Raw genomic sequence first — 20,827 nt, 5'->3', positions numbered from 1 at the left:
AAAAATACGTTGATTTTCTCAATTGAATTATCAATCTTATAAGATTATTATATCCAGATATATGCAAAATTTATTGAGATAAACTGAATCTCATTTGGATACCAAATGCTGAGGATGAATTCTTGTATTGGCTCGAAGTTTTAGGCTCATTGATATTCTTTTCGAAGTACATGGTGATGTTCAGTTTTTGATTCGCGACATAGCTCAATGTAGGCCTTACCTGATAGTTTATATTTCCGTTAGTCACTGTTTGCACATCATCTATTTTTCGTTGCACAGTTTTGGTATCCCTGACTGTAAAAGTGAACCTAAACTGTAAATCGTTATCCAGTGTAACCGTTCTGCCATTGATTTTGAAAGGGATTTTCATTTTGCTTTTGGTAATACCAAAATCAAATGCAATGTCGTTACTCACCAATTCCGTGACCTGAGAATTCGACAGATTCAAACTTAGGCTTCTCTCCTTTTTGTATTCTATTTTAGAAGTGATATTGTTTTTTGTTCGAATGTTGATCCCAATCAGTGGGGAAAACCTTTCAATCATGTCTATCTGGTTAATCACATAAACCGGGCTCAGATATTGGCTGTTCAGCGTGTCAGTTGCCATTGGATAATCCAAAATACTGTTGGTCAATTCGAGCGTATTTGCATTCGTATAAAGCAATGAGTTGGTATAGTTCGTAATGCTAAACGTGGATACATAGGCATGTGTCAAGTTGATAGATGAGAAGATCTCCTGAAACGCCTTTACCTTACTTAATCCTGCATAATCAATGCGCCAATTGGGAACTGGGGTTTTCGGGAAAGGGGTGAGTTTCACTGACGTAGCGTCCTTGCCAGAATAGGCTGCAATAAAGGCGGGTATAAGCACATCTTGGGCGTTGATGTCATACTCGCCATTGGGGTTTAACAAATTGAGTCTCTGGCGAATGATGTCTCTGTTTTCCTCAAATTTCTCGAATGTGGGAGATACATTATTTGACTCTTCTTTAACAAACGCTGTCTTAATAGGCAGAAATGTGATGGTATAACTTCCTGATCTTGTAGGCGTCAGAGATCTGTAGGTTAGGCTAACTGTATCATATCTATAGATTTCCTGATAAGCACTGGTCTCTGACCTTTTTGCGTCCAGTTGGATTTTAAGGTCTTTTAATGGTTCTACGTTTGCCCTGATGTTTAGATCATTGGTTAGACTTTGGACAAATGGAGTAGTTAGTCTTCCGTTTTCTACTAACCAGCCGTTCTCAGCAGCCTTGAACCTAATGTCTGGGTCTTGGCTTCCAAAAATGAATGCTGATCCTGGTGCATCAAAATCACTATCCATACCAAACATGTAAGGAACTGGTACGAAGCCTGGCAGCTGTGTCGTTTCCCGTTTGCCAAAGGTCATATTGACCGACCGTACGGACATGAGTAGTCTCATAAAACCCTTCACTCCAGCACCTCCGCCCGTGTTTTGAGTAGTGTCTACTCTTGCGGGCACACGCGATCTGGTAGAACTGCTTCTAGAACGAGAAGGGGTATTGATGGATTTTAAGTACTTCGATTTATTATAAAGTTTAACCAAATCAAACTTACCCGTTAAGTCTCTGGTACGGCTGTTTTCGACCAGGTTTCCAAATTCATCGACCTGACCAATATTGCCTCCCGTCCACCTATAATTCACATCGTATCTGTAATCAGCACTCATCCAATCTGTGAGTGGCAACTTGTCCAGTGGCAACCTATAATTAGCCCCAATACTTTGGTCATAGTTCTTCATTCTTCCAAGCCTTTTCACATTGTTCCAGATAGAATCTCGCTTGGCCTGAGTGTTTATATCTCCTTCTGGTTCATCAATGATGGCATTGGCTGTAGCGTTGTAGTTTACGCTCAGACTCTTGAAAATACTCCAACGCACATTGTAGGTTCGATTGAAGGTAAAATATTTTTCATAATTAGGGTCAATACCATCCGTGGTCAGGTCAGCATTTCGCAGTTGCCGTTTCCTAAACACCCTGTTCATAGAGGCTCGAACAGAGAAATTATTAGGAAGTGGGGAGAAATTGATATCCTTGATCAATTTCAAATAGGGGCTGGAAAATGCTTCTGAATTTTTGAACGGCTCTAAAGATGGAGGTTGTGGGTTGTACTGATAAGAAACGTTTCCATCATATTCTTTTCTGAAATCCCTTTCCGTATTCACGTTACTCGATTTCTGCTCAGAATAGGCATAGCTAAAAGAAAAATTCTCAATATCATAAACATGACTTTTGGCGTCTTCTTTTACTTTTTCTTTGTGCACATCTATGAAGTTGATGCTTTTATTTACGGTCTGAGATATTACCTTTTCCTTGTAAGCATCTCTGTCTTTTTGTTGTTCAAATTTTATTACTGAGGCATCTAGCGGAAGATCAGGATCTAAGGGATCATATTTGGGTGTTTGCTTGGATTTGGAATAACTCACAAACATTGGAATTTTCACTCCAGTATTCCATGGGATCAGCTTGTCAACATTCATATTCATTGACAGGTCGTAGTCAATAGACTCGTCTCTTGTACGCTGTGAGATATTGTCCTGAATACCTCCAAAGCCCACGCTTGTGTATCTCGTAGCAGCATTGATTGTAGCAAAGTCTGCCAGCTTTACACTCATTCTTGCATTTGCCGCCCAGCCTTTTTCATCATCATATTCTGTCAACCTCATCTCATTTGCCCAAATACACAGGGAATGAGGTGCTGTATTGTTATCGGATTCAGGATTGCGAATACCAATCATCATAGTTGTGATATTATTAAGCTTGGGGTTTCCAACTATGGTTATTCTATGCCTGCCGTCCGTAGACTGTCTCGAAAACTCATCACTTTCATTTACATCACTTCCATTTCTGGCGGCCTTTGTCCCATAAAGTTCATCAAGTGAAAGATTTATTTCGTTGGCCTCTGGCCAAATGTCCGCTCTAGAATACGGGGATGCATTATCAGGAGTAATCTTCAGAGGCACTTCTATCTCATAATAATTTTCTGTTTCGTCTAGACCCAAACGAATAAAAGCAGTCATTTCATCGTCTGCTACATTGCCCTCCTTGTACTGCTCTGCATGAAAAAACATCTTGATCCTGCCATAATTGACCAAATCCTGAGCCACCTGTTTATACACAGCCCGTGCATCACCGTCTTCTAGCTCTTCCACACATATTTTAAGCGACTGCTCATTGACCTGACGCGATATGGTCGTCGTATTGTCTTTGTCTCTGGAAATCCCTGGAGGTAATACATAAGGTGGTTTTCCGTCAGCTGGTAAACTGTTCTCTTCAATGTTTACTACTGATACTTCGAAATCAGAAGACCCTATTTCTGGCAATACATCAAATCCTTTATCCTTCAAATTCTCAGTAGATTTTCTCCACTGACTAGCTACCAGCTGCAACTTGGCCATTCTCAATACCACAGGTTGTTGCCATCCTGTCATGTACAATCTAATGTGTTTGTTGGAAGACACTTTATAATTTGGTGTGGTGTAGTCTGGTTGATCAATTGGTATTCTAAACAAATACCATGAGGCTTCATTGTCAGGATTTGTTACCTTATCCACAATGTTTTGTTCACCTACTCGAAGTCCCCCTTGCCTCAGGTCTAGCCTAAATTCCCTATAAGCTTCCTCATCAATGGACGTAATACGAGTATCTTGGTTTACGTCTTCATCATCTGGCACATTTGTAGCGGACGCAGCATAATCATTGGTACCACTACTTACTGGCGAATTTCCCTCAAGGCCATTAAATTTTTTATATCGCTCCAGAACTTTAGCATTTTTCTGATCATAATTGTCACTTAGAAAATATTCAAAATCATCTGCTGCCACATCTTCTCTTATTCGTGGTAGGCCTACACCATTAAAATCTGACTCACGAAAGACAAAGTTGGTTCCTTCAAAGAATCTACTATATTCTTCATTAGAACTAATCCCATCTAAACCCACATCTTGGTTGGCTCTAGCAGAAGCCGAATTGTCGAAAAAATTCGTCAGCCAGTTCAATGTCGTCGCCTTGCCATAATCTGTTTGTTCGGTATTATCAAGACTTCCATCTGGCGGAAGGCCGTTTTCAAACTCACGTACGCCTTCTTGCAAGATGTTTTCAGCAATTTCACCTATCTGAAATATTAACTCGCCACCAGAATCATTATTTTCATCAATGATTCCATCAATCACACGGCCATTGTCTCCAGAAATGAAGGGATCCATCATCCAAAATTCTATATACTCTATGTTGTTGTTGCTAAAGTCCGTTTCACCAGTAATAGCTCTTGTAATAGCCCCAAAGTTATTTTCAGCATCCTGCTCTGAAAATAATGCCTCATTATTAATTGCAGGGTTATAATTATATGGCCCTCTCTCATTCGGATAGTAGGCAATGTCAAACACAGGCAAATTCGTATTCACCACTTGTCTATCTTGTTGTCTATATATTTCCCTTGGCAGTACAGGGCGCACATAGTGATTCTCAAGGTCGTCATCAGATATGTTTCCTGGTCTGTTGCCCCCACTGAGATAAAAAGCCGAACGATCAATGATATACCAAGCCATCTTAGCTCTTCTATAGTTTGCTCCCAGACCCATGTCTCCAGTTTCAATAAATTCTGAAGGGGGAGCGCCAAGTTTCCAGGGTAAATGACCACCAGCAATATTGTAAGGCGTCACTGAGTTTTCGAAGTCATCCAGATAAGAGGAGCTTTCGCCATTTACTTTATTAGAAGTGCCCGGAAGCAATTGGGCAAATTCGCCATTGAATGTCACGGTGGATTTTTCCTTGGTGCTAAGCAGAGGCATAGCATCTACCATCTTCGTCAACATGCGCGAATCATCCTGAAAATTCACATCAAAACCGTACTTCGTGTTTTTGATGGGTTCGTTGCCAGCTGTATAGCGACTTACCCCTCCAGGCCTTTCACTCAGGTGAAATACCGTAGCGCCAACATTTACCTTTTCGGAAAATCGGTAATCCATCCGAACGCCTGTCAGCCATCTGGATCGAAAACTGAACAAATCATCCACCTCATACGAAATATTGATTTGCTTGCCTGAGGCCGTCACCCCGTCATTGAGCATCGTGACTGTCCCTCCTCCATTGTAATTGACCTGATAATCGACCCCTTCCGCTAGTAGTTGACTCCCAGCCGTCACTTTCACAGAGCCTTTGGCAATATTGAATGCATTCAAAGGATATACACCAGCCGCACTGGAAGAGTACGTGCCATTAATGAAAAATTTGTTTTTGGAAATGTTTTGCTGAGCGTCAATTTTGGATTTCGTATACAAATCTTCAAACACGTATTGATCCTTCAGCCTTTGCTCATTGCTCTCAAATTTAGATTCAAGTGTAGCGCCAAAGGGTTCGAGCACAGGAAATATGACATAGCCATTTTCCACATCAAAGGTGACGTCAGGGATAAAATCAAACTTTCCATCCTTTTGGTTATCTCCGTTTACATTTAATTGATCCAGTGCTAATAACTCAATCAGTGGGACATTATTTGTGTTTGCTCCTTCGTTTAGGTTTGGTGAGTCATAGTTTTTGGTATCATCACGATAGTTAATTCTAAGCTCAAAACCCTCTTCATTGACACGTGGGGAATTCAATGAATAAACATTTTTCATCATCAAATCCCAGGCAGTAATATCTGTATTGATTCTTGCGGGCCGGAGCATTTTGAGATAGATCAAATCATCATCTGGTCGGCCAGAATAAGATTCTGACAATTCTCCTACCTGAAAGCTTTGGCCATTATAAGTATATTCGAAAGCTACAGCCAGGACTTCGTCGTTTTGCAGCTTTCGTTGCAGACTGATGTATCCCAATTTGGGGTGCCACTTGAATTCGCGCGCATCCAACCTTCGTGCTGATGTTCTGATTTCATAGTCAGTGCCTACTTCCATCCCTCCGTTGGCCTTAAGAAAGGCCTCAACATCAGGATTGTCTCTAATACTTATGTCATTCGCGTTGATATAGTCCCAAAGACCGTTGCCATTGTTTCGTTTATTGTCTGCTGGCCCTCCTCCTGCTGAAGCACCCCACTGCATGGTGTTTTCAATATTCTCTATATCCCCCTCTCCCAGGTCAGTAAAGGCTATAAAATTTCGAACGTTGGCAGTTTCGTTGTTAGAGTTTACTACATAAACCTCTACTCGGGTGATGTTGACTCCTGAAGTCACCTGCGGAATATCTTGCAGCCAGGATTGGTAATTGTCTCTAAAGAAGTGTGCCAGGAAAAAGTGTCTCCGCTCGTCATAGTCTGCTGCTCTCAAACTGAAAGGCTGACCTTCTGCTCCAAACTGAAAGGTTTTGCTCTGGGACTTCCCTTGTTGACGAGAGGCCAAGGCGGTAACATAGAGCTTACCAAATTGCAGCTGCGTTTTGATTCCAAAGAGACTCTGACCGCCAGACATGAGTGAATTAGATACACCCATACTTACGTTGCCGATTTCTATTTTTTTGATAATGTCTTCATCGTATCCCGTATATTCTACCTTCAGGTTGTTTTGAAAATCAAAGGAATTATTATTATCAAAATTGGCCGTGATGGCTAACTTTTCACCCACCTTTCCTACCACATTCATAGAAATTTGTTGGTTGTAGTTAAAGCCCCCATTTCGTTGTTGGTTGATACTAAACGCTGGATTTTCTATACGCTGCCAGCGTCCGCCAAAATCCAGGTTGACGAATCCGTTGGGCTCAATGTCCACATAACTGCCACCAAAGATCCGATCAAAAATCGGGCTGATGTACAATTTTGGAATGAGGCGCCTACCACTCACTGCGCTTTCTCCATCCAGGCCTGAAGAACGATTCTGCCAATACTCCTTCTTCATTTCGGCATCCTGAAAACGATTGAATTCCTCAAAGGACATGGTAGATCTTGGCCGATAATTGAGTGCGCCTACTCTTTCGTAAATGGTATAATTCATTCCCGTATCTATCTCAAGATCCAACTGCATAGATGCAGGATCTTCCAAAAGTAGTGGGGATGGACTTTGTGTATTTGAAAACGGATCACCAAAGCGATCTTGTTGTCTGTAGGTAGGCCGATAAGAAGGCTCGTATTTTTGATTTGTAACTGAGTCTGCTGATACAGAATCAGCCGGCACTTGCTGAAAACCATAAGACGCAAACGGTTCCAGCATTCCCATAAGGAGAATGAGTATTAGGGTAGGTGTTATGTGGAATTTGATTGAGGTCAAACCCTTTTTGTTGCTGTTTTAGGCCCTTTTAAGGGCTAATTTAATTAATTCCTCTAGACTCACTTGCTCCGCGGTTTCGTTCATTATTTTATCAATTGTTTTTTCTGCTACTGTCTTATTTATCCCCAACGTGGTAAGAGCTGACAACGCTTCTGACTTGAGTGTATTGCCTGATGATAGGGATATCACTGGCGAATGACCTTCAAGCTCTTCTTTGCTCATTTTATCCTTCAGCTCTAGAATAATTCTTTGGGCCGTTTTCTGTCCAATCCCTTTTACCCCACTGATCGTTTTTACATCTCCATTCACAATGGCAGAATGTATTTCTTCTGGAGAAAGAGAGGACAATATCATCAATCCAGTTGAGGGACCCACTCCTGAAATAGAAATTAGTTGCAAAAACCTCTTACGTTCAGACTCTTCAAAAAAGCCATATAAGGTATGCGCATCCTCTTTGACGTGCAAATGCGTATGAATTTTGCAGGCCTCAAGTGCCTTCACTTGCGCAAATGTATTGAGTGTAATTTTCACATGGTAACCCATACCTCCTACATCGACAATGACATAGGTAGGGTCTTTGTCTACCAATTTTCCTTCCAGATATGCAATCATTTATTCTTCTTATTGGCCGTAGCTTGAGCATCCACCACGGCAATAGCCGCCATGTTGTAAATTTCTCTTACTGAACTTCCCGCTTGCAAAACATGAACTGGCTTTTGCATGCCCATTAAAATGGGGCCTATAGCTTCACTTGCACCTATCTCCATTAACAATTTATAAGCGATATTTCCAGACGACAAATTAGGGAAAATTAATGTGTTAACCTGATGGCCCGCCAAGTCGCTAAACGGATAAGTCTTCTCCAACATTTTTTTGTTCATCGCCAAGTTAGCCTGAATGTCTCCATCAATAATCATCTCAGGCCATTTCTCTTTGGCGATCTGTACAGCCTTAGCCGTTTTGGTGGGTACATCCCCTTTTGCAGAACCAAAATTAGAATAGGATAACATCGCCATTTTTGGCTCGAAGCCAAAGAACTTAACGGCTCGATGCGTCAACTCTATGATGTTGACTAATCCCTCAACATCTGGATTTACATTCACGGTTGTATCTGCCAAGAAGAAAGTTCCTTTCTTATTTCGTATGATGTACATACCAGCCACTCGGGTCAGTCCTTCTTCTACGCCTATTATTTGTAGGGCGGGTCTGATAGTATTTGGGTAATCACTATTGAGACCAGATATCAGGGCATCTGCCTCTCCAGTTTCAACCATCATGGCGCCATAGTAGTTTCTATCTAGCATCTGATGACGGCCTTCTTGTACAGTGGCTCCTTTTCTTTTTCGCTTTTCAAAATAAATTTTGGCGAACGCCCCCACTTTTTCTTCTTGATAGAATGGGTCTATGATTGTGCAGTCCAAATCCAGATTTAGCTCACCAATGAGGCGTTTGATTTTTTTCTCATTACCCAATAATATTGGGATACCTACTTTCTCATCTGCTATGAGCTGAGCTGCTTTTAGGATCTTCTCTTCATCTGCCTCAGCAAACACAATCCGCTTGGGGTTTTTCTTTGCGGCAGAAATGATACGAGAGATAATTCGCTTTTCAGCGCCTACACGTTCTTCCAGCTCTATCTTATATTCTTCCCAGTCGTCGATGTTGGTTTTTGCCACGCCAGAGTCCATTGCTGCTTTGGCTACAGCAGAAGATATATTGGCGATCAGTCTTGGGTCTAACGGTTTGGGAATCAAATAATCTTTCCCAAACTTGATGGTTTTCTCACCATAAGCTTTGGAAACAATTTCTGGCACAGGCAATTTGGTCATTTCTGCTAGAGCCGTGACTGCTGCCAGTTTCATTTCTTCATTGATTGCTGTTGCTCTTACATCCAGTGCTCCTCTGAAAATGTATGGAAAACCCAATACATTATTCACCTGATTAGGATGATCAGATCGACCTGTTGCCATTACGATATCATCACGAGTGGACATGGCTAAGTCGTAAGCGATTTCTGGGTCTGGATTGGCCAGGGCAAATACGATTGGATTCTTAGCCATGGCAAGTAAATCTTCTGGAGAAAGCACGTTGCCCATGGATAATCCCAAAAACATATCTGCGTCTTTCACAGCCTCTGGCAGCGTTGAGATGTTTCTATCTGTAGCATATTTGCCTTTCATCGCATCCAGCTTTTCACGATCTTTTCTGATCACGCCTTTGCTATCGAGCATCACTATATTTTCACGAGTGGCTCCCATCTTAACATACAGATCTGTACAAGCTATGGCCGCACCACCAGCACCATTTACTACTATCTTAATCTCTCCAATTTTCTTGCCTACTACTTCAAGCGCATTGAGCAGAGCTGCACTTGATATGATTGCCGTGCCGTGCTGATCATCATGCATGACTGGGATGTTCATTTGCTCCCTAAGCTCCCCCTCTATCTTGAAGCTTTCTGGTGCCTTGATGTCCTCCAAGTTGATGCCTCCAAAAGTAGGCTCTAAGGATTTTACAATTTTGATGAATTCGTCAGGGTCCTCTTCTTCAATTTCGATGTCAAAAACATCAATACCAGCAAATTTCTTAAAGAGAACGCCTTTTCCTTCCATCACAGGTTTGGAAGCCTCAGGGCCAATATTACCTAAACCTAATACGGCCGTGCCATTCGAAATTACACCTACAAGATTTCCCTTTGCCGTGTACTTATATACTTTTTCTTTGTCCTCGGCAATTTCCAAGCAGGGTACGGCTACCCCTGGAGAATATGCTAATGCCAGATCGTGCTGTGTCGCTAAAGGCTTGGTGGGTGTAACTTCAATTTTTCCGGGAGTGGGTTCGGAATGAAAATCGAGAGCGTCCTTTTTTCTTATTTTAAAACTCATAGTAGAATTCGTGGATTAATCATGTTGCTGGCTTTTGAGCACATGGGGGTATGCAAACGAGCAAAAACCAAGCTTCAAAATTGTGGAAATTCTACGAGAAATGAGCTAGAAACAGGGCATTAAGTTCAAAGGATTAAAGTCCTTATGGCCTCACCCCAACTCTACTTTAATTCTTCCCCAGAGCGAAAGGTATTTAAGATCACTTCTATCTCTTGCATAAACTCACGCTTGTCCTTTGAAGGTGCATATACGTATCCCTCTAGGTAATAGAGACGCTTTTGAGATTCATCAACAAATAGGTAGCTTACGAACGGCCCACCACTTGAGATATCACTTAACTTCCAAAGACCACGCAGTTCTTTGGCGTATTTCCCCTTGAAATTCACTTCACGGATATTCATGTTCTCATTCTGTAGCGTCATGAAAATATCTGGCTTCTGGATATCACGCATATAGGAAGAGGTTATTTCTTCTCTAAAAGCCAATACATCCTCAAATGGGTCACGAGAAGTGAAAGGTCTATAATGTACGAAAACATCCTTTTCATATTCAGGGTCTAAAAGTCTAACCCAAATAAAATCTCTTTGATTTTTTGCCAAGTCATAGCCATAGGGTACTTGAAAATCAAATCCATGTGTTTCTCTCAACGTTTTTTCAATCTGCTTTTCGCGTACCTTGAAGATTGCTTTGGCAATTCTCTCATTTTCAATATTCAAAAAGTAATTTCTCAAAACATCCTTATCTCTTTTCAGGTGCGCGATGAGCTGGCCCTCCGTTTGACCAAACAAGTGTAAAATCTCCTGCCCCCTAGCAAACTGGTTTTTTTGAGGCAATCTGTACAATGATGTGTCTTGCAAAATTCTCTCCAGTGAAGAAGAGGTGAAATAATTTTGCATGGCTCTACTTTGTGCACCCTGATTGTCCATGGTACTCACAAAAATCATGGACTTACCTGTTTTAAGAATATTATTCATCTTCAAAGGATTAATATTTCTCAACTTGAAATAGGCTTCGTCTTGGGGCAAACCAGGTACGTAATCTGAGAATATATCTCGCAGTGCTTCTCCAACAGCCCCATTCCACTGCGAAGTATCCATGACGCAAAGGATGGCATTTGCCTCACCTCGTGCTATTGGCAAATGTGATTTGCTCCCCCCATTGTTTGATGAGTCTGGATTGCAACTAGCTGCAAATACTGTGATTAGTAAGAAAAAGAGGTTTTGTATGTTCCGTAATTTCATATTGATTGAATGCTTTTAGTACTAATCCGGTCTTTGCCAATAGTCACATATTAATTAACAATTTCTGACCCGGCTTGATATTGGAGGAAGTGAGATTGTTCAGTTTTTTGATTTTTTCAATACTCAGGTCTTCATAAAGTTTAGAAATGCTCCAGAGTGACTCGCCAGATTTCACCAAGTGGTAAGTGCCTCCTGCTATAATTGGAACAGGTTTGGGTACATTTTTGACCACATAAGTTTCTCTCGTCTGAGAAGAATAATGAGGCAACGTCCAAATGTTTAATCTCTGACCCACACGGATCATATTACTGTTGAGGTTGTTCCACCTTTTGAGGTCAGATACCCTGACGTGATATCTCTGAGCAATGGTGCCCAGCACATCTCCACTTCTCACTCTATATATTTGACGGGTTCGACCATAGGTGCTTCCTGGTGAGTTTCTAGCTAGATATTCTAATTCTACTTTGCCCACTTTACTGGCCGAGTCTAAAATTGTCCTGCGATTCATTCTAATATCATCTGCCAGATCCATAGGCACGCGCAGCGGAAAGTTTAAGGTGCCATCTGGAGTGGCGCCACGTATCACGTGCGGATTGAGAGAGATCAGATCGTCGACACAGACATTGACCAAATTGGCAAAAGTTTCTAAATGCATGTAGCCATTTACATGAAGCGTATCATAGTCTACTTGATACTTCATTTCCATTTCGTCTAGAACAAAATTATGTTCGTCCAGGTAATTGAGGGTGTAGATCATGGCCACAAATTGTGGTACATAAGAGCGAGTTTCTCTTGGTAAGTAGTTATAGATTTCCCAGAAGGTTTTCTTATAACCTGATCTACGAATGGCCTTTCTGACATTCCCTGGTCCCGTGTTATAAGCGGCCAGAGCCAATTCCCAATCACCAAACATATTGTACAAGGCTTTTAGATATCTGCATGCAGCCTGAGTGGCTTTGTAAGGATCCATTCGCTCGTCTATGTACCAGGATTGTGACAATCCGTAAGATCTACCTGTTGCTGGCATGAATTGCCAGAGGCCAGCAGCACCCACTCTAGACATCGCATTGGGGCGCAAGCCAGATTCCACAATTGATAAGTATTTCAATTCGTCAGGCATGCCCCTTTCGGCCAAAGCTTGTTCAAATATTGGGAAGAAAACATTTCGATTGACTAATACAGACTTTGTGTATTCACGGTCGCGGATTGTAAAATAATCTATGAATGATTTGATGCGAGTGTTAAATTCCAAAGGAATACTTCCCTCCACACATTTCAATCGATCCTGCATCAGCTCATACGAAGCCTCAGGATACTGATCCAAACTAGCGTCCTTTTGTGCGAAGAGATAAAAAGAGGGAATAAGCCCCAGAATAATTAGTAAGTTTTTGATCATAAACTATTTAGCCAGTACGTGATCCACCAAGTACTTTGAAAAAGATAACAGTTTTTCTTCTTCAAAAGTATTAGCTATCACCTGAATTCCAATAGGCATGCCATTTTTATCCGTTCCGTTTGGCAAAGAGATAGCTGGAAGACCAGCTAATGAAGCCTGAACGGTAAAAATATCCTCAAGATACATTTCTAGTGGGTCTCGGTCGTGGCTGTTGAGTTCAAAAGCGGTAGTAGGGGCGGTCGGTAAAACGATGAAGTCATGACTCTCAAATATCTTTTTCGTCTCGTTACGAATGAGCCTTCGTACTTTTTGAGCTTTAGTGAAATAGGCATCATAGAAGCCTTCGCTCAAAACATAGGTTCCAAGTAATATTCTTTTTTTTACCTCATCACCAAAACCTTCAGAGCGTGATTTTTTGTACATAGACTCTAGATCATGGCCGTTCTCACTTCTATAGCCATATCTCACTCCATCGTATCGAGAAAGATTGGTACTGGCTTCAGCAGTAGTTAAGATGTAATAGGTGGGCAGCACGTAATCCAAATAGTCGAAGCCCAGATGATCCAGGGAATGACCTAAACTTTGAAGTTTATCATAAACACTGCTGGTAGCTGATTTTACCTCTTCATCTAACCCCTCGTGAGAAAGGATGTTGTCAAAACATGCTACTTTGGCTATTCCATCCCAGTTCGAATTTTTCGAATAGGCAGGGACATCTGTGTGTGAAACAGTGGTATCATAGTCATCTGCTCCAGCCATAATTTCTAATGTCAGTGCACTGTCATCTACAGAATGTGCCAAGATGCCTACGCAGTCGAACGAACTCGCATAAGCGGATAATCCATGACGTGAAATTCGGCCATAATTCGGTTTGAGGCCAACAATGCCACAATAAGCTGCTGGCTGACGAACTGAGCCTCCAGTATCGGATCCAATGGATACCAAGCACATATCTGCCTGTACAGCCACAGCAGACCCACCTGATGATCCTCCAGGTACGCGATTTTCGCCTGCGGCATTAATAACTGATCCAAAAACCGAATTTTCGTTTGATGAACCCATGGCGAACTCGTCGCAGTTGTTTCTACCAATCAGTATGGCATCTTCATCTAGCAAACGCTGAACGCAAGTAGCTGTAAACTGAGATTTGAAACCTTCTAATATCTTGCTCCCACACTGCAAGTCATGTGCGTCATGGCAATAAACGTCTTTGATCGTAAAAACCATTCCAGCCAGACGGCCGGACGTCCCAGCTTCAATTTTTTTCTGCACTGATTTGGCAGCAGCTAGCGCCTCATTTGAATATACGACAGTGAGGGCATTGAGGTGTTCGTACTTTTTAATATTGGAAAGGTAGTGATTGACTAACCCTACGCAGTCTATGACTCCCGAATCAATGTCTGATTGAATTCGAGACAATGAATCGTATGTGCTCAAAATTATTCCTTATCGTCTTTGATGCCTTCTTGAATTTCGTCTTTGATTTCTTTCGACGCATCCTTGAATTCTCTAATTCCTTTACCTAAACCTTTTGCTAATTCAGGAATTTTTTTCGCTCCAAAAAGAAGTATGATAACCAAAACTATAATTACAAGCTCCCATCCGCCAGGCATCCCAAATGCTAATACTGTATTCGTCATTTTTGTTTTGATCTAGTGTGTATTGTTATAAGAGGCAAAGATAAGCCAATTTGATTCAACTATACGTCCGTCTTATTTAATTAGTTATCTCTCAGCAGCATTATTGAATATTTGAAAATCTGCATTGAAAATATTAAGAATTTGAAAAAATCTAACAAAATTAAAACCTAATAATTGAACCTTCGTTATATTTGTAATTACAACTATTGTATAAACATATAATTTATCAAATCATTTATCAAACATGTTAAACGTATTATTATTAGCTATTGGATTGAATCTTAATCCTGTTGAGACAAATACTACTTATGAAACCAATGTATCAGAGAGTAGTGTAGTGTGGACGGCCACTAAAGTAGTGAGTGGTGGACACACAGGAACAGTAAAAATTGCCAAAGGTTCTTTGGAAATTGAAGGCTCAGAATTGAAAGGTGGATCTTTCGAAATTGACATGACTTCCATTGCCAACACGGACATAGAGGGTGAATGGAGAGCCAAATTAGAAGGCCATTTGAAGTCGGATGATTTCTTTGCTGTTGAAACCTACAAAACTGCCGCTTTCAAAATCACTGATGTGAAAAGCACTGCCAAAGGAAAATACAACGTGACTGGAGACTTAACCATCAAGGGAAAAACAGAATCGGTGACCTTTCCTACTGAACTAACAGTAAAGGGCAACAAAGCCACAGCTACTGCCAAGATCACAATAGACAGAACAAAGTACGATGTCAGATACGGCTCACCAAGCTTCTTTGACGATTTAGGTGATAAGGCAATTTCAAACGAGTTCACGCTTGACATCAGCTTAATTGCCACAAAATAATTCGTCCGCGTTTTTGTATGGGACAAATAGCGAAGGCATAAGTCTTCGCTATTTTTTTTTATCTTAACTCAAAAAAACAATGACTCCACGAGACAAACGAAGTTCTTTAGGCGCCCTATTTATTCTTATTGGTGTTCTTTTTTTATTGGATAACCTACGTCTACTGCCATGGGAAATTCCATTTTACTTCTTCACTTGGCAGATGGTGTTGGTTTTAATAGGTGTTTATCAATTCCTTACTGGTCATGCACGAGGAGGTATATTTTTTATAGTGATGGGTTTAATATTTTGGTTGCCTGAATATTTTGATGTGCGATTTCGGGATTATTGGCCAATCGTTTTGATCGCCGTTGGCGCAGGGTTTTTGATTGATAAACGAAGGAACTAAAGTCTGCCAATGATTTCTTTGATAGGAATCTTCACACTCCATAATTCTGCTTTTCTTCTACTCACGCTGTCCAAGCAGTATTTATATATATTACTCTCAATATCAATTGGATACGCAAATAAGACGGTTTTTGTATCCAACTTTTGAACTGAGGCTGTTGGTTTCAAATTGTTTTCCAGATTGTATTGATAGGCGATCAAAAGTTGAAGTTCTAATTCGGAATTGCCTTCGCTTTGCCCGTTTACTCGATCTATTTTTACTTTATAGGCTTTCTTCAATGAGTCAAGCGCATTCCAGTTATGTGATTCACAAATAGCAGCGTCCGCCTTAACAAAATGAGGTATCATCTTTTGAATCGACTGAAGTATTTCATTTCCAATCTCACCTCCCTTTTTCAAGATTTCTGCTTCCGAAACCTTTTTTATCTCCCGGGATTTCATCAGTTCGGCAGTAGATACCTTGTTCTTATTTTGTTCATGACAAGCGAAGAGGATCACTCCCAAAATCAAATAATAATACCTCATTTTTTTAGATTCTTTTAATTCCCAAAATTATTCATTTCAACTCACAATTTTTATTTCCTACTCAGAACTGGCTCGTTCTTTCAAAATCCTCCAAAAGAATTTCAATTTGATTCAATTCAATTAGGAACTTACTCTGCTTATCATTAATTTTTTGATTCTTATGTTACAACAGGTCGAAGAAGAAGAAATTAACCCCCATATACTCTGTCGCGAACTACCCGTATTGGTGACAGGCGGAGCTGGGTTTATGGCTTCCTGGCTGGTCAAATACTTGTTGGAAGATGGATATAAAGTGCGAATAACAGTTCGCGACTTGAACAATGAAGACAAATACAAGCATCTTCAAAAAATAGCGGAGAACTCAAGAGGTTCACTTGATATTTTGGAAGCGAACTTATTAGAACCTGATGGATTTAAAGCAGCCATGTATGGGTGCAATATCGTGTTTCATACTGCTTCTCCATATTTATTAAGCGGTATCAACAATCCTCAGAAGCAACTCATAGACCCTTCCTTTGATGGCACAAGAAATGTGCTGGAAATGGTGAACAAAACTTCATCAGTACGAAAAGTAATATTTACAAGTGCTGTTTCTGCCATTTACGGCGATATTTCCGACATATCCACAACCAAAGAAAACACCTTTACAGAGGAATATTGGAACAAATCTAGCAACCTTAAACATCAGCCTCTGGCATTTTCGAAAACTGTGGCAGAGCGAGAGGCTTGGCGAATACATGATGAGCAAAGCAGGTGGAAGATGGTCTCGCTCAACCCCTCTATTATACTTGGCCCCTCACTGACTCGCAATAGCCAATCAGGCAGTTTCGATTTTATTCGAAAAATCGCCAATGGTACCTACAAAACTGGCGTGCCTAATGTAGAGTATGGTTTCGTAGATGTAAGAGATGTGGCTCAGGCACACATATTTGCCGCACAAGATCAGTTTGCAGAAGGACGGTTCATGCTGGTAAGCGAAACCAAGTCCATGCTTGAAATAGCGAACATTTTACACAAAAGATTTGGCGAGACTTTCCCATTCCCAAGAAAGCTCTTCCCTACCAAAATGTTATATTTTTTCGGCTTTACTAAAGGTTTTTCAAGGAAATTTGTGGTAGAAAATGTAGATCAAGAATTGAAATTTGATAATAAAAAGAGTCGCCACGAAATAGGTGTCTATTACAAACCAGTAGATGAAGCTGCATGTGAGACCCTTCAGTTTTTGCTGGATCACAACATGCTGGATTAGCAAACGCTACAAATGCATTGTCCCAATCTTTTCTCCTCTCAGCGTCATGTATTCCTTCATCAGGTTGACTGTAAGACAGGAATGAATGGGTAAAATACCAAGCACATCACCAACTTTTATTTTTTCAATTTGATTTTGAGGAACGGAAATTTTGCCGTGTTCTTGTGACAGCCCCTTTACTCTGTAGTTATCCAAGGGAGCAGACCAGCCCTTTTCTTCTAAGGCTACCACTTTGCCAAAGTATGACCCTTCCGCGTCTTCCAATCTTTCTTTGCTCAAGTGTACAGCTCCCCCATGCACCACTATTTCAGCTCGTTCTGGATAGACAGCTACAACAGGGACTGCTAAACAAACTGCAATATCAGAATATTGACAAGACCCTATGTACACTTGCATTATGTCATAAAACACCAAATTGCCAGGACGAATTTCATCTACATTTTCAAATGAATCCATCACACTACATGACGGCGTATCTCCTATAGATATTTTTAGGTTTTTATCTATTGCATCTCGCAACTTGTTGAGTGCACCCACACCATACTGATAGATGGATTTGATCTCCTCTTTCTTTATTTCTGAATATGTATGACCAAAATGAGCCAACAAACCTTTGAATACATGTGGTTTGGCCACTGACTCTCCTAAGCCTTTGACATCATTCACCTCTTCATGCCAAATACCCACCCTATGATAACCCGTATCTATTTTGATGTATATGTCTACAGACTCTTCAATTTCTGAATTGATACTTTCAATCACTTGTTGTGATTCCACAACCAAACCCAACTTTACTTGTTTAGCTAAAAGCTTAAGTACATCTAATTGAAGCACATTCACAGGGAAAGCGATAATGATGTCGTCCCATCCATGACCAGCAAAAAACACGGCCATATCTATAGACGAAACCGTGATGCTGGTTACCCCTTGCTCTCGGTACCACTCTCCTACTTCTTGGGAAAAATGTGTTTTAAAATGTGGACGATAAGTTACACCTGAGGACTTCGCCTTTTCTGCCATTCGTTTGATGTTTTGAATGGCCTTTTTCTTATCAAGTAAAAGTGTAGGTTTGGTGATTCTGTACATGGCTAATTGGCGTTATGACGCCAATAGACGCCTGTGGTAATTGATCTGACCCAAGTGATACATGAGATGGCCAGTCAAATGAATCAGAAAATAAGAAAAAGTCATTGGTTTGCCAAAAACCTCCAGTGGATATATCGTTTCTAAATCCTCATCAGAGATTTTTTCCAAGGCATGTTTTATGGCTGACTTTGTAGACTGAATTTCAACGAGAAGCATATCTGAAGAAATCGGCTGACAGCCAAATTCCTCTTCTCTCTGACGTACGTATCCGTCTTTACCAATAATGGAACCCAGAAAGTGCTGCAAATTGCCGCAGATATGCAAGGTCAAATGACCGGCAGTATTTTTGATGTCCTGAGCAATCAGCCAAATATCTTCCTCCTTTTGGTAATTCACAATCTCTTTTTCAAGATGATCTAAATCCCTCAATAAAATGTTTTTTATGGAATCAACATTCGTACGTACTGAACTCATGCTGGTGTATTGATATAGTTAAGAAACTCTTTTTTAGTGTCTTCATTGGTGAATTTTCCGCTAAAGTGTGCCGTGCCCGTCTTGCTATTGGTATCGCCTACTCCGCGTGAAGACACACACATATGATTGGCGTCAATCACAACTGCCACGTCCTCTGTTTTCAATACGCTACGCAATTCGTTAGCTATCTGAACAGTCATTCGCTCTTGTACCTGAGGTCGTTTGGCGTAGTACTGCACAATCCTGTTGATCTTAGATAAACCAATCACTTTGCCGCTAGAAATATATGCAACATGGGCTTTGCCGTAGATAGGCACAAAATGATGTTCGCAATGTGAATAAAATGTAATCTCCTTCTCTACCAGCATTTGGTCATAGCCAAATTTGTTTTCAAATAAGCGTGCATGCGGTTTATTCTTAGGATTCAGTCCGCTAAAAACTTCCTGCACATACATCTTAGCCACCCGATTAGGAGTGCCTTTCAGGCTATCATCGTTAAGATCAAGCCCCAAAACCTGCATAATTTCCTTGAAATGCTTAGAAATGAGTTCAATCTTCAATTCATCATCCATCTCAAAGGCATCTGCCCTGAGCGGGGTGTCAAATGAAGTCGCTACATGATCCAAATCATCGATCACATCATCAGATGGGGTATTGGACATAGTTTCTTTCTGTTTCATATAGCTTTATTTTCAAATCGTACTTTTCGTCTATTTCGCTGCGCAGCAGGTTGTAAATTACTACAACTATATTTTCAGCTGTTGGGTTCAGGTCTTTGAATGCTGGGACGTCTAAATTCAAATTTTTGTGATCAAATCGATTCAATATTTTCTCTTCTATCAAATCACTCAAAACCTTTAAGTCAAATACATATCCCGTCTCAGGATTAATCTCCCCAAACAACCCAACTTCCAGGTTATAGTTGTGACCATGGTAATTTGGATTGTTGCACTTACCAAATACGGCTTGGTTCTTTTCATCATTCCAATCGGGATTGTGTAGACGGTGTGCCGCATTGAAATGCTCCACTCTGTAAACGGCTGCTCTCATAGTGCAATGTTACGCCATTCCATTGAAATGGTTCTTTTATAAATATTGAAACTTAAGGGCACAAAAAATGTAAAGACTGTAACCTTGCCTGCGCCATTGCGGTTTAGTATAGCCTTTTACGTTCTAATTAGAGCATTTAATATATCTTCGCAACTTATTTAATACCTGTCTTGATGGATTTTGATGAAATAAAAAGTCATGTTATAAAGTATCAGGAGGAAGGTAAAAAGCTTTTTACAACTTCGTCCTTTCAAACACACAGCATCGTGCTGCTTCACTTGTTGAGTCGTATCGACAAATCTATTCCTGTCTACTGTTTGAATACTGGCTTTTTATTTCCAGAAACTATGGCTTACAAAGACCAACTGGCTGAGGAGTTTGGGCTCAACATGATTGAAATCAAACCAGACGTGCCCAAAAGCTTACAAAAGGACAGTGAAGGCAAGTTACTCTTTGCTTCTGACCCTGACAGATGTTGCTACTACAACAAGGTGCAGCCCATGGATCGTTTACTTTCGGATTATGATATCTGGATCAATGGTATTCGTCGAGATCAAAATGCCAATCGTGCAAAAATGAAAGTAGAGGAGAAGTCCAAATTTGACTCTGTGCGCTTTCACCCTATGCTAGAATGGACCAATAAAATGATCTTTGATTATATCCGTGAATATCAGCTACCCAAGCACCCGTTAGAGTCTCAAGGCTATAGCAGTATTGGCTGTGAGCCATGTACACGTAAACCAAGTCTTGAAATGATGGAACGCGAAGCCAGATGGTATGGTATGAATAAAACCGAATGTGGCCTTCACACCGAATTAGTAAGTAAATAACCACTTATTTTTAGCACAAGCA

Annotated in this window: 16 protein-coding genes; 4 read left to right on the top strand and 12 right to left on the bottom strand. The window is 40.7% G+C overall.

Annotated features, from left to right (window positions below; genetic code table 11):
• Positions 1-70 precede the first annotated feature (70 nt).
• From sov to tatA, 7 genes are all read right to left on the bottom strand, one after another.
• Positions 71-7,168 carry a T9SS outer membrane translocon Sov/SprA gene (gene sov, locus B9A58_RS11250; protein ID WP_245827067.1) on the bottom strand — a complete coding sequence of 2,366 codons (7,098 nt, stop codon included), beginning with the start codon at positions 7,166-7,168 and terminating at the stop codon, positions 71-73.
• Between the two features lie 69 nt (positions 7,169-7,237).
• A complete protein-coding gene (gene ruvA / locus B9A58_RS11245) occupies positions 7,238-7,831 on the bottom strand; it encodes a Holliday junction branch migration protein RuvA (RefSeq protein ID WP_084372939.1) in 594 nt (197 codons plus the stop codon).
• Entirely contained in the window at positions 7,828-10,104 is a 2,277-nt protein-coding gene (locus tag B9A58_RS11240) for an NADP-dependent malic enzyme (protein ID WP_084372938.1), read from the bottom strand. The genes ruvA and B9A58_RS11240 overlap by 4 nt, the downstream gene beginning before the upstream one ends.
• A 161-nt stretch (positions 10,105-10,265) precedes the next feature.
• A complete protein-coding gene (locus B9A58_RS11235) occupies positions 10,266-11,345 on the bottom strand; it encodes a DUF4837 family protein (protein ID WP_084372937.1) in 1,080 nt (359 codons plus the stop codon).
• A gap of 43 nt (positions 11,346-11,388) precedes the next feature.
• Entirely contained in the window at positions 11,389-12,741 is a 1,353-nt protein-coding gene (locus tag B9A58_RS11230; protein WP_084372936.1) for a lytic transglycosylase domain-containing protein, read from the bottom strand.
• A 3-nt stretch (positions 12,742-12,744) separates the two neighbouring features.
• Complete coding sequence (gene gatA, locus B9A58_RS11225) at positions 12,745-14,178, bottom strand: Asp-tRNA(Asn)/Glu-tRNA(Gln) amidotransferase subunit GatA (RefSeq protein WP_084372935.1); 1,434 nt, start codon at positions 14,176-14,178, stop codon at positions 12,745-12,747.
• Between the two features lie 2 nt (positions 14,179-14,180).
• A complete protein-coding gene (gene tatA / locus B9A58_RS11220) occupies positions 14,181-14,381 on the bottom strand; it encodes a twin-arginine translocase TatA/TatE family subunit (RefSeq protein WP_176214756.1) in 201 nt (66 codons plus the stop codon).
• Positions 14,382-14,625: 244 nt separating this feature from the next.
• Here tatA and B9A58_RS11215 point away from each other — a divergent pair, with 244 nt between their 5' ends.
• Both B9A58_RS11215 and B9A58_RS11210 read left to right on the top strand, forming a co-directional pair.
• Complete coding sequence (locus tag B9A58_RS11215; RefSeq protein WP_084372934.1) at positions 14,626-15,204, top strand: YceI family protein; 579 nt, start codon at positions 14,626-14,628, stop codon at positions 15,202-15,204.
• Positions 15,205-15,283: 79 nt separating this feature from the next.
• The gene (locus B9A58_RS11210; RefSeq protein ID WP_084372933.1) at positions 15,284-15,592 is read left to right on the top strand and encodes a LiaF transmembrane domain-containing protein; all 309 of its coding nucleotides are present in this window, start codon (positions 15,284-15,286) and stop codon (positions 15,590-15,592) included.
• On the opposite strand, the gene B9A58_RS11205 is transcribed toward B9A58_RS11210, so the two are convergent.
• A complete protein-coding gene (locus B9A58_RS11205) occupies positions 15,589-16,116 on the bottom strand; it encodes a hypothetical protein (RefSeq protein ID WP_084372932.1) in 528 nt (175 codons plus the stop codon). The two genes, B9A58_RS11210 and B9A58_RS11205, sit on opposite strands and share 4 nt — an antisense overlap.
• Positions 16,117-16,276: 160 nt before the next feature.
• Between B9A58_RS11205 and B9A58_RS11200 the strand changes: the two genes are divergently transcribed.
• Positions 16,277-17,365, top strand: coding sequence for an NAD-dependent epimerase/dehydratase family protein (locus B9A58_RS11200; protein ID WP_084372931.1), 1,089 nt, complete (start codon positions 16,277-16,279; stop codon positions 17,363-17,365).
• Positions 17,366-17,371: 6 nt separating this feature from the next.
• On the opposite strand, the gene B9A58_RS11195 is transcribed toward B9A58_RS11200, so the two are convergent.
• The 4 genes from B9A58_RS11195 to B9A58_RS11180 are packed head-to-tail and all read right to left on the bottom strand — an operon-like array spanning position 17,372 to position 19,975.
• Complete coding sequence (locus B9A58_RS11195; protein WP_084372930.1) at positions 17,372-18,451, bottom strand: alanine racemase; 1,080 nt, start codon at positions 18,449-18,451, stop codon at positions 17,372-17,374.
• Positions 18,452-18,463: 12 nt separating this feature from the next.
• Complete coding sequence (locus B9A58_RS11190) at positions 18,464-18,925, bottom strand: DinB family protein (RefSeq protein WP_084372929.1); 462 nt, start codon at positions 18,923-18,925, stop codon at positions 18,464-18,466.
• On the bottom strand, positions 18,922-19,605 hold the full coding sequence (folE, locus tag B9A58_RS11185) for a GTP cyclohydrolase I FolE (RefSeq protein ID WP_084372928.1): 684 nt from the start codon (positions 19,603-19,605) through the stop codon (positions 18,922-18,924). Before folE ends, B9A58_RS11190 begins: the two co-directional genes overlap by 4 nt.
• A complete protein-coding gene (locus B9A58_RS11180; RefSeq protein ID WP_084372927.1) occupies positions 19,568-19,975 on the bottom strand; it encodes a 6-pyruvoyl trahydropterin synthase family protein in 408 nt (135 codons plus the stop codon). The genes folE and B9A58_RS11180 overlap by 38 nt, the downstream gene beginning before the upstream one ends.
• A gap of 173 nt (positions 19,976-20,148) precedes the next feature.
• Between B9A58_RS11180 and B9A58_RS11175 the strand changes: the two genes are divergently transcribed.
• Positions 20,149-20,805: a phosphoadenylyl-sulfate reductase gene (locus B9A58_RS11175; protein WP_084372926.1), complete on the top strand. Its 657-nt coding sequence runs from the start codon at positions 20,149-20,151 to the stop codon at positions 20,803-20,805.
• Positions 20,806-20,827: the final 22 nt, after the last annotated feature.

This window comes from Reichenbachiella faecimaris (genome assembly GCF_900176375.1).
Taxonomy (GTDB): domain Bacteria; phylum Bacteroidota; class Bacteroidia; order Cytophagales; family Cyclobacteriaceae; genus Reichenbachiella; species Reichenbachiella faecimaris.
This window is presented reverse-complemented; position numbering and strand designations above follow the sequence as displayed.

Coding starts and splice junctions, on each gene's coding strand:
- sov (WP_245827067.1), bottom strand. CDS start 7,168: ATGGGAATGCTGGAACCGTTTGCGTCTTATGGTTTTCAGCAAGTGCCG.
- ruvA (WP_084372939.1), bottom strand. CDS start 7,831: ATGATTGCATATCTGGAAGGAAAATTGGTAGACAAAGACCCTACCTAT.
- B9A58_RS11240 (WP_084372938.1), bottom strand. CDS start 10,104: ATGAGTTTTAAAATAAGAAAAAAGGACGCTCTCGATTTTCATTCCGAA.
- B9A58_RS11235 (WP_084372937.1), bottom strand. CDS start 11,345: ATGAAATTACGGAACATACAAAACCTCTTTTTCTTACTAATCACAGTA.
- B9A58_RS11230 (WP_084372936.1), bottom strand. CDS start 12,741: ATGATCAAAAACTTACTAATTATTCTGGGGCTTATTCCCTCTTTTTAT.
- tatA (WP_176214756.1), bottom strand. CDS start 14,381: ATGACGAATACAGTATTAGCATTTGGGATGCCTGGCGGATGGGAGCTT.
- B9A58_RS11215 (WP_084372934.1), top strand. CDS start 14,626: ATGTTAAACGTATTATTATTAGCTATTGGATTGAATCTTAATCCTGTT.
- B9A58_RS11210 (WP_084372933.1), top strand. CDS start 15,284: ATGACTCCACGAGACAAACGAAGTTCTTTAGGCGCCCTATTTATTCTT.
- B9A58_RS11205 (WP_084372932.1), bottom strand. CDS start 16,116: ATGAGGTATTATTATTTGATTTTGGGAGTGATCCTCTTCGCTTGTCAT.
- B9A58_RS11200 (WP_084372931.1), top strand. CDS start 16,277: ATGTTACAACAGGTCGAAGAAGAAGAAATTAACCCCCATATACTCTGT.
- B9A58_RS11195 (WP_084372930.1), bottom strand. CDS start 18,451: ATGTACAGAATCACCAAACCTACACTTTTACTTGATAAGAAAAAGGCC.
- B9A58_RS11190 (WP_084372929.1), bottom strand. CDS start 18,925: ATGAGTTCAGTACGTACGAATGTTGATTCCATAAAAAACATTTTATTG.
- folE (WP_084372928.1), bottom strand. CDS start 19,605: ATGAAACAGAAAGAAACTATGTCCAATACCCCATCTGATGATGTGATC.
- B9A58_RS11180 (WP_084372927.1), bottom strand. CDS start 19,975: ATGAGAGCAGCCGTTTACAGAGTGGAGCATTTCAATGCGGCACACCGT.
- B9A58_RS11175 (WP_084372926.1), top strand. CDS start 20,149: ATGGATTTTGATGAAATAAAAAGTCATGTTATAAAGTATCAGGAGGAA.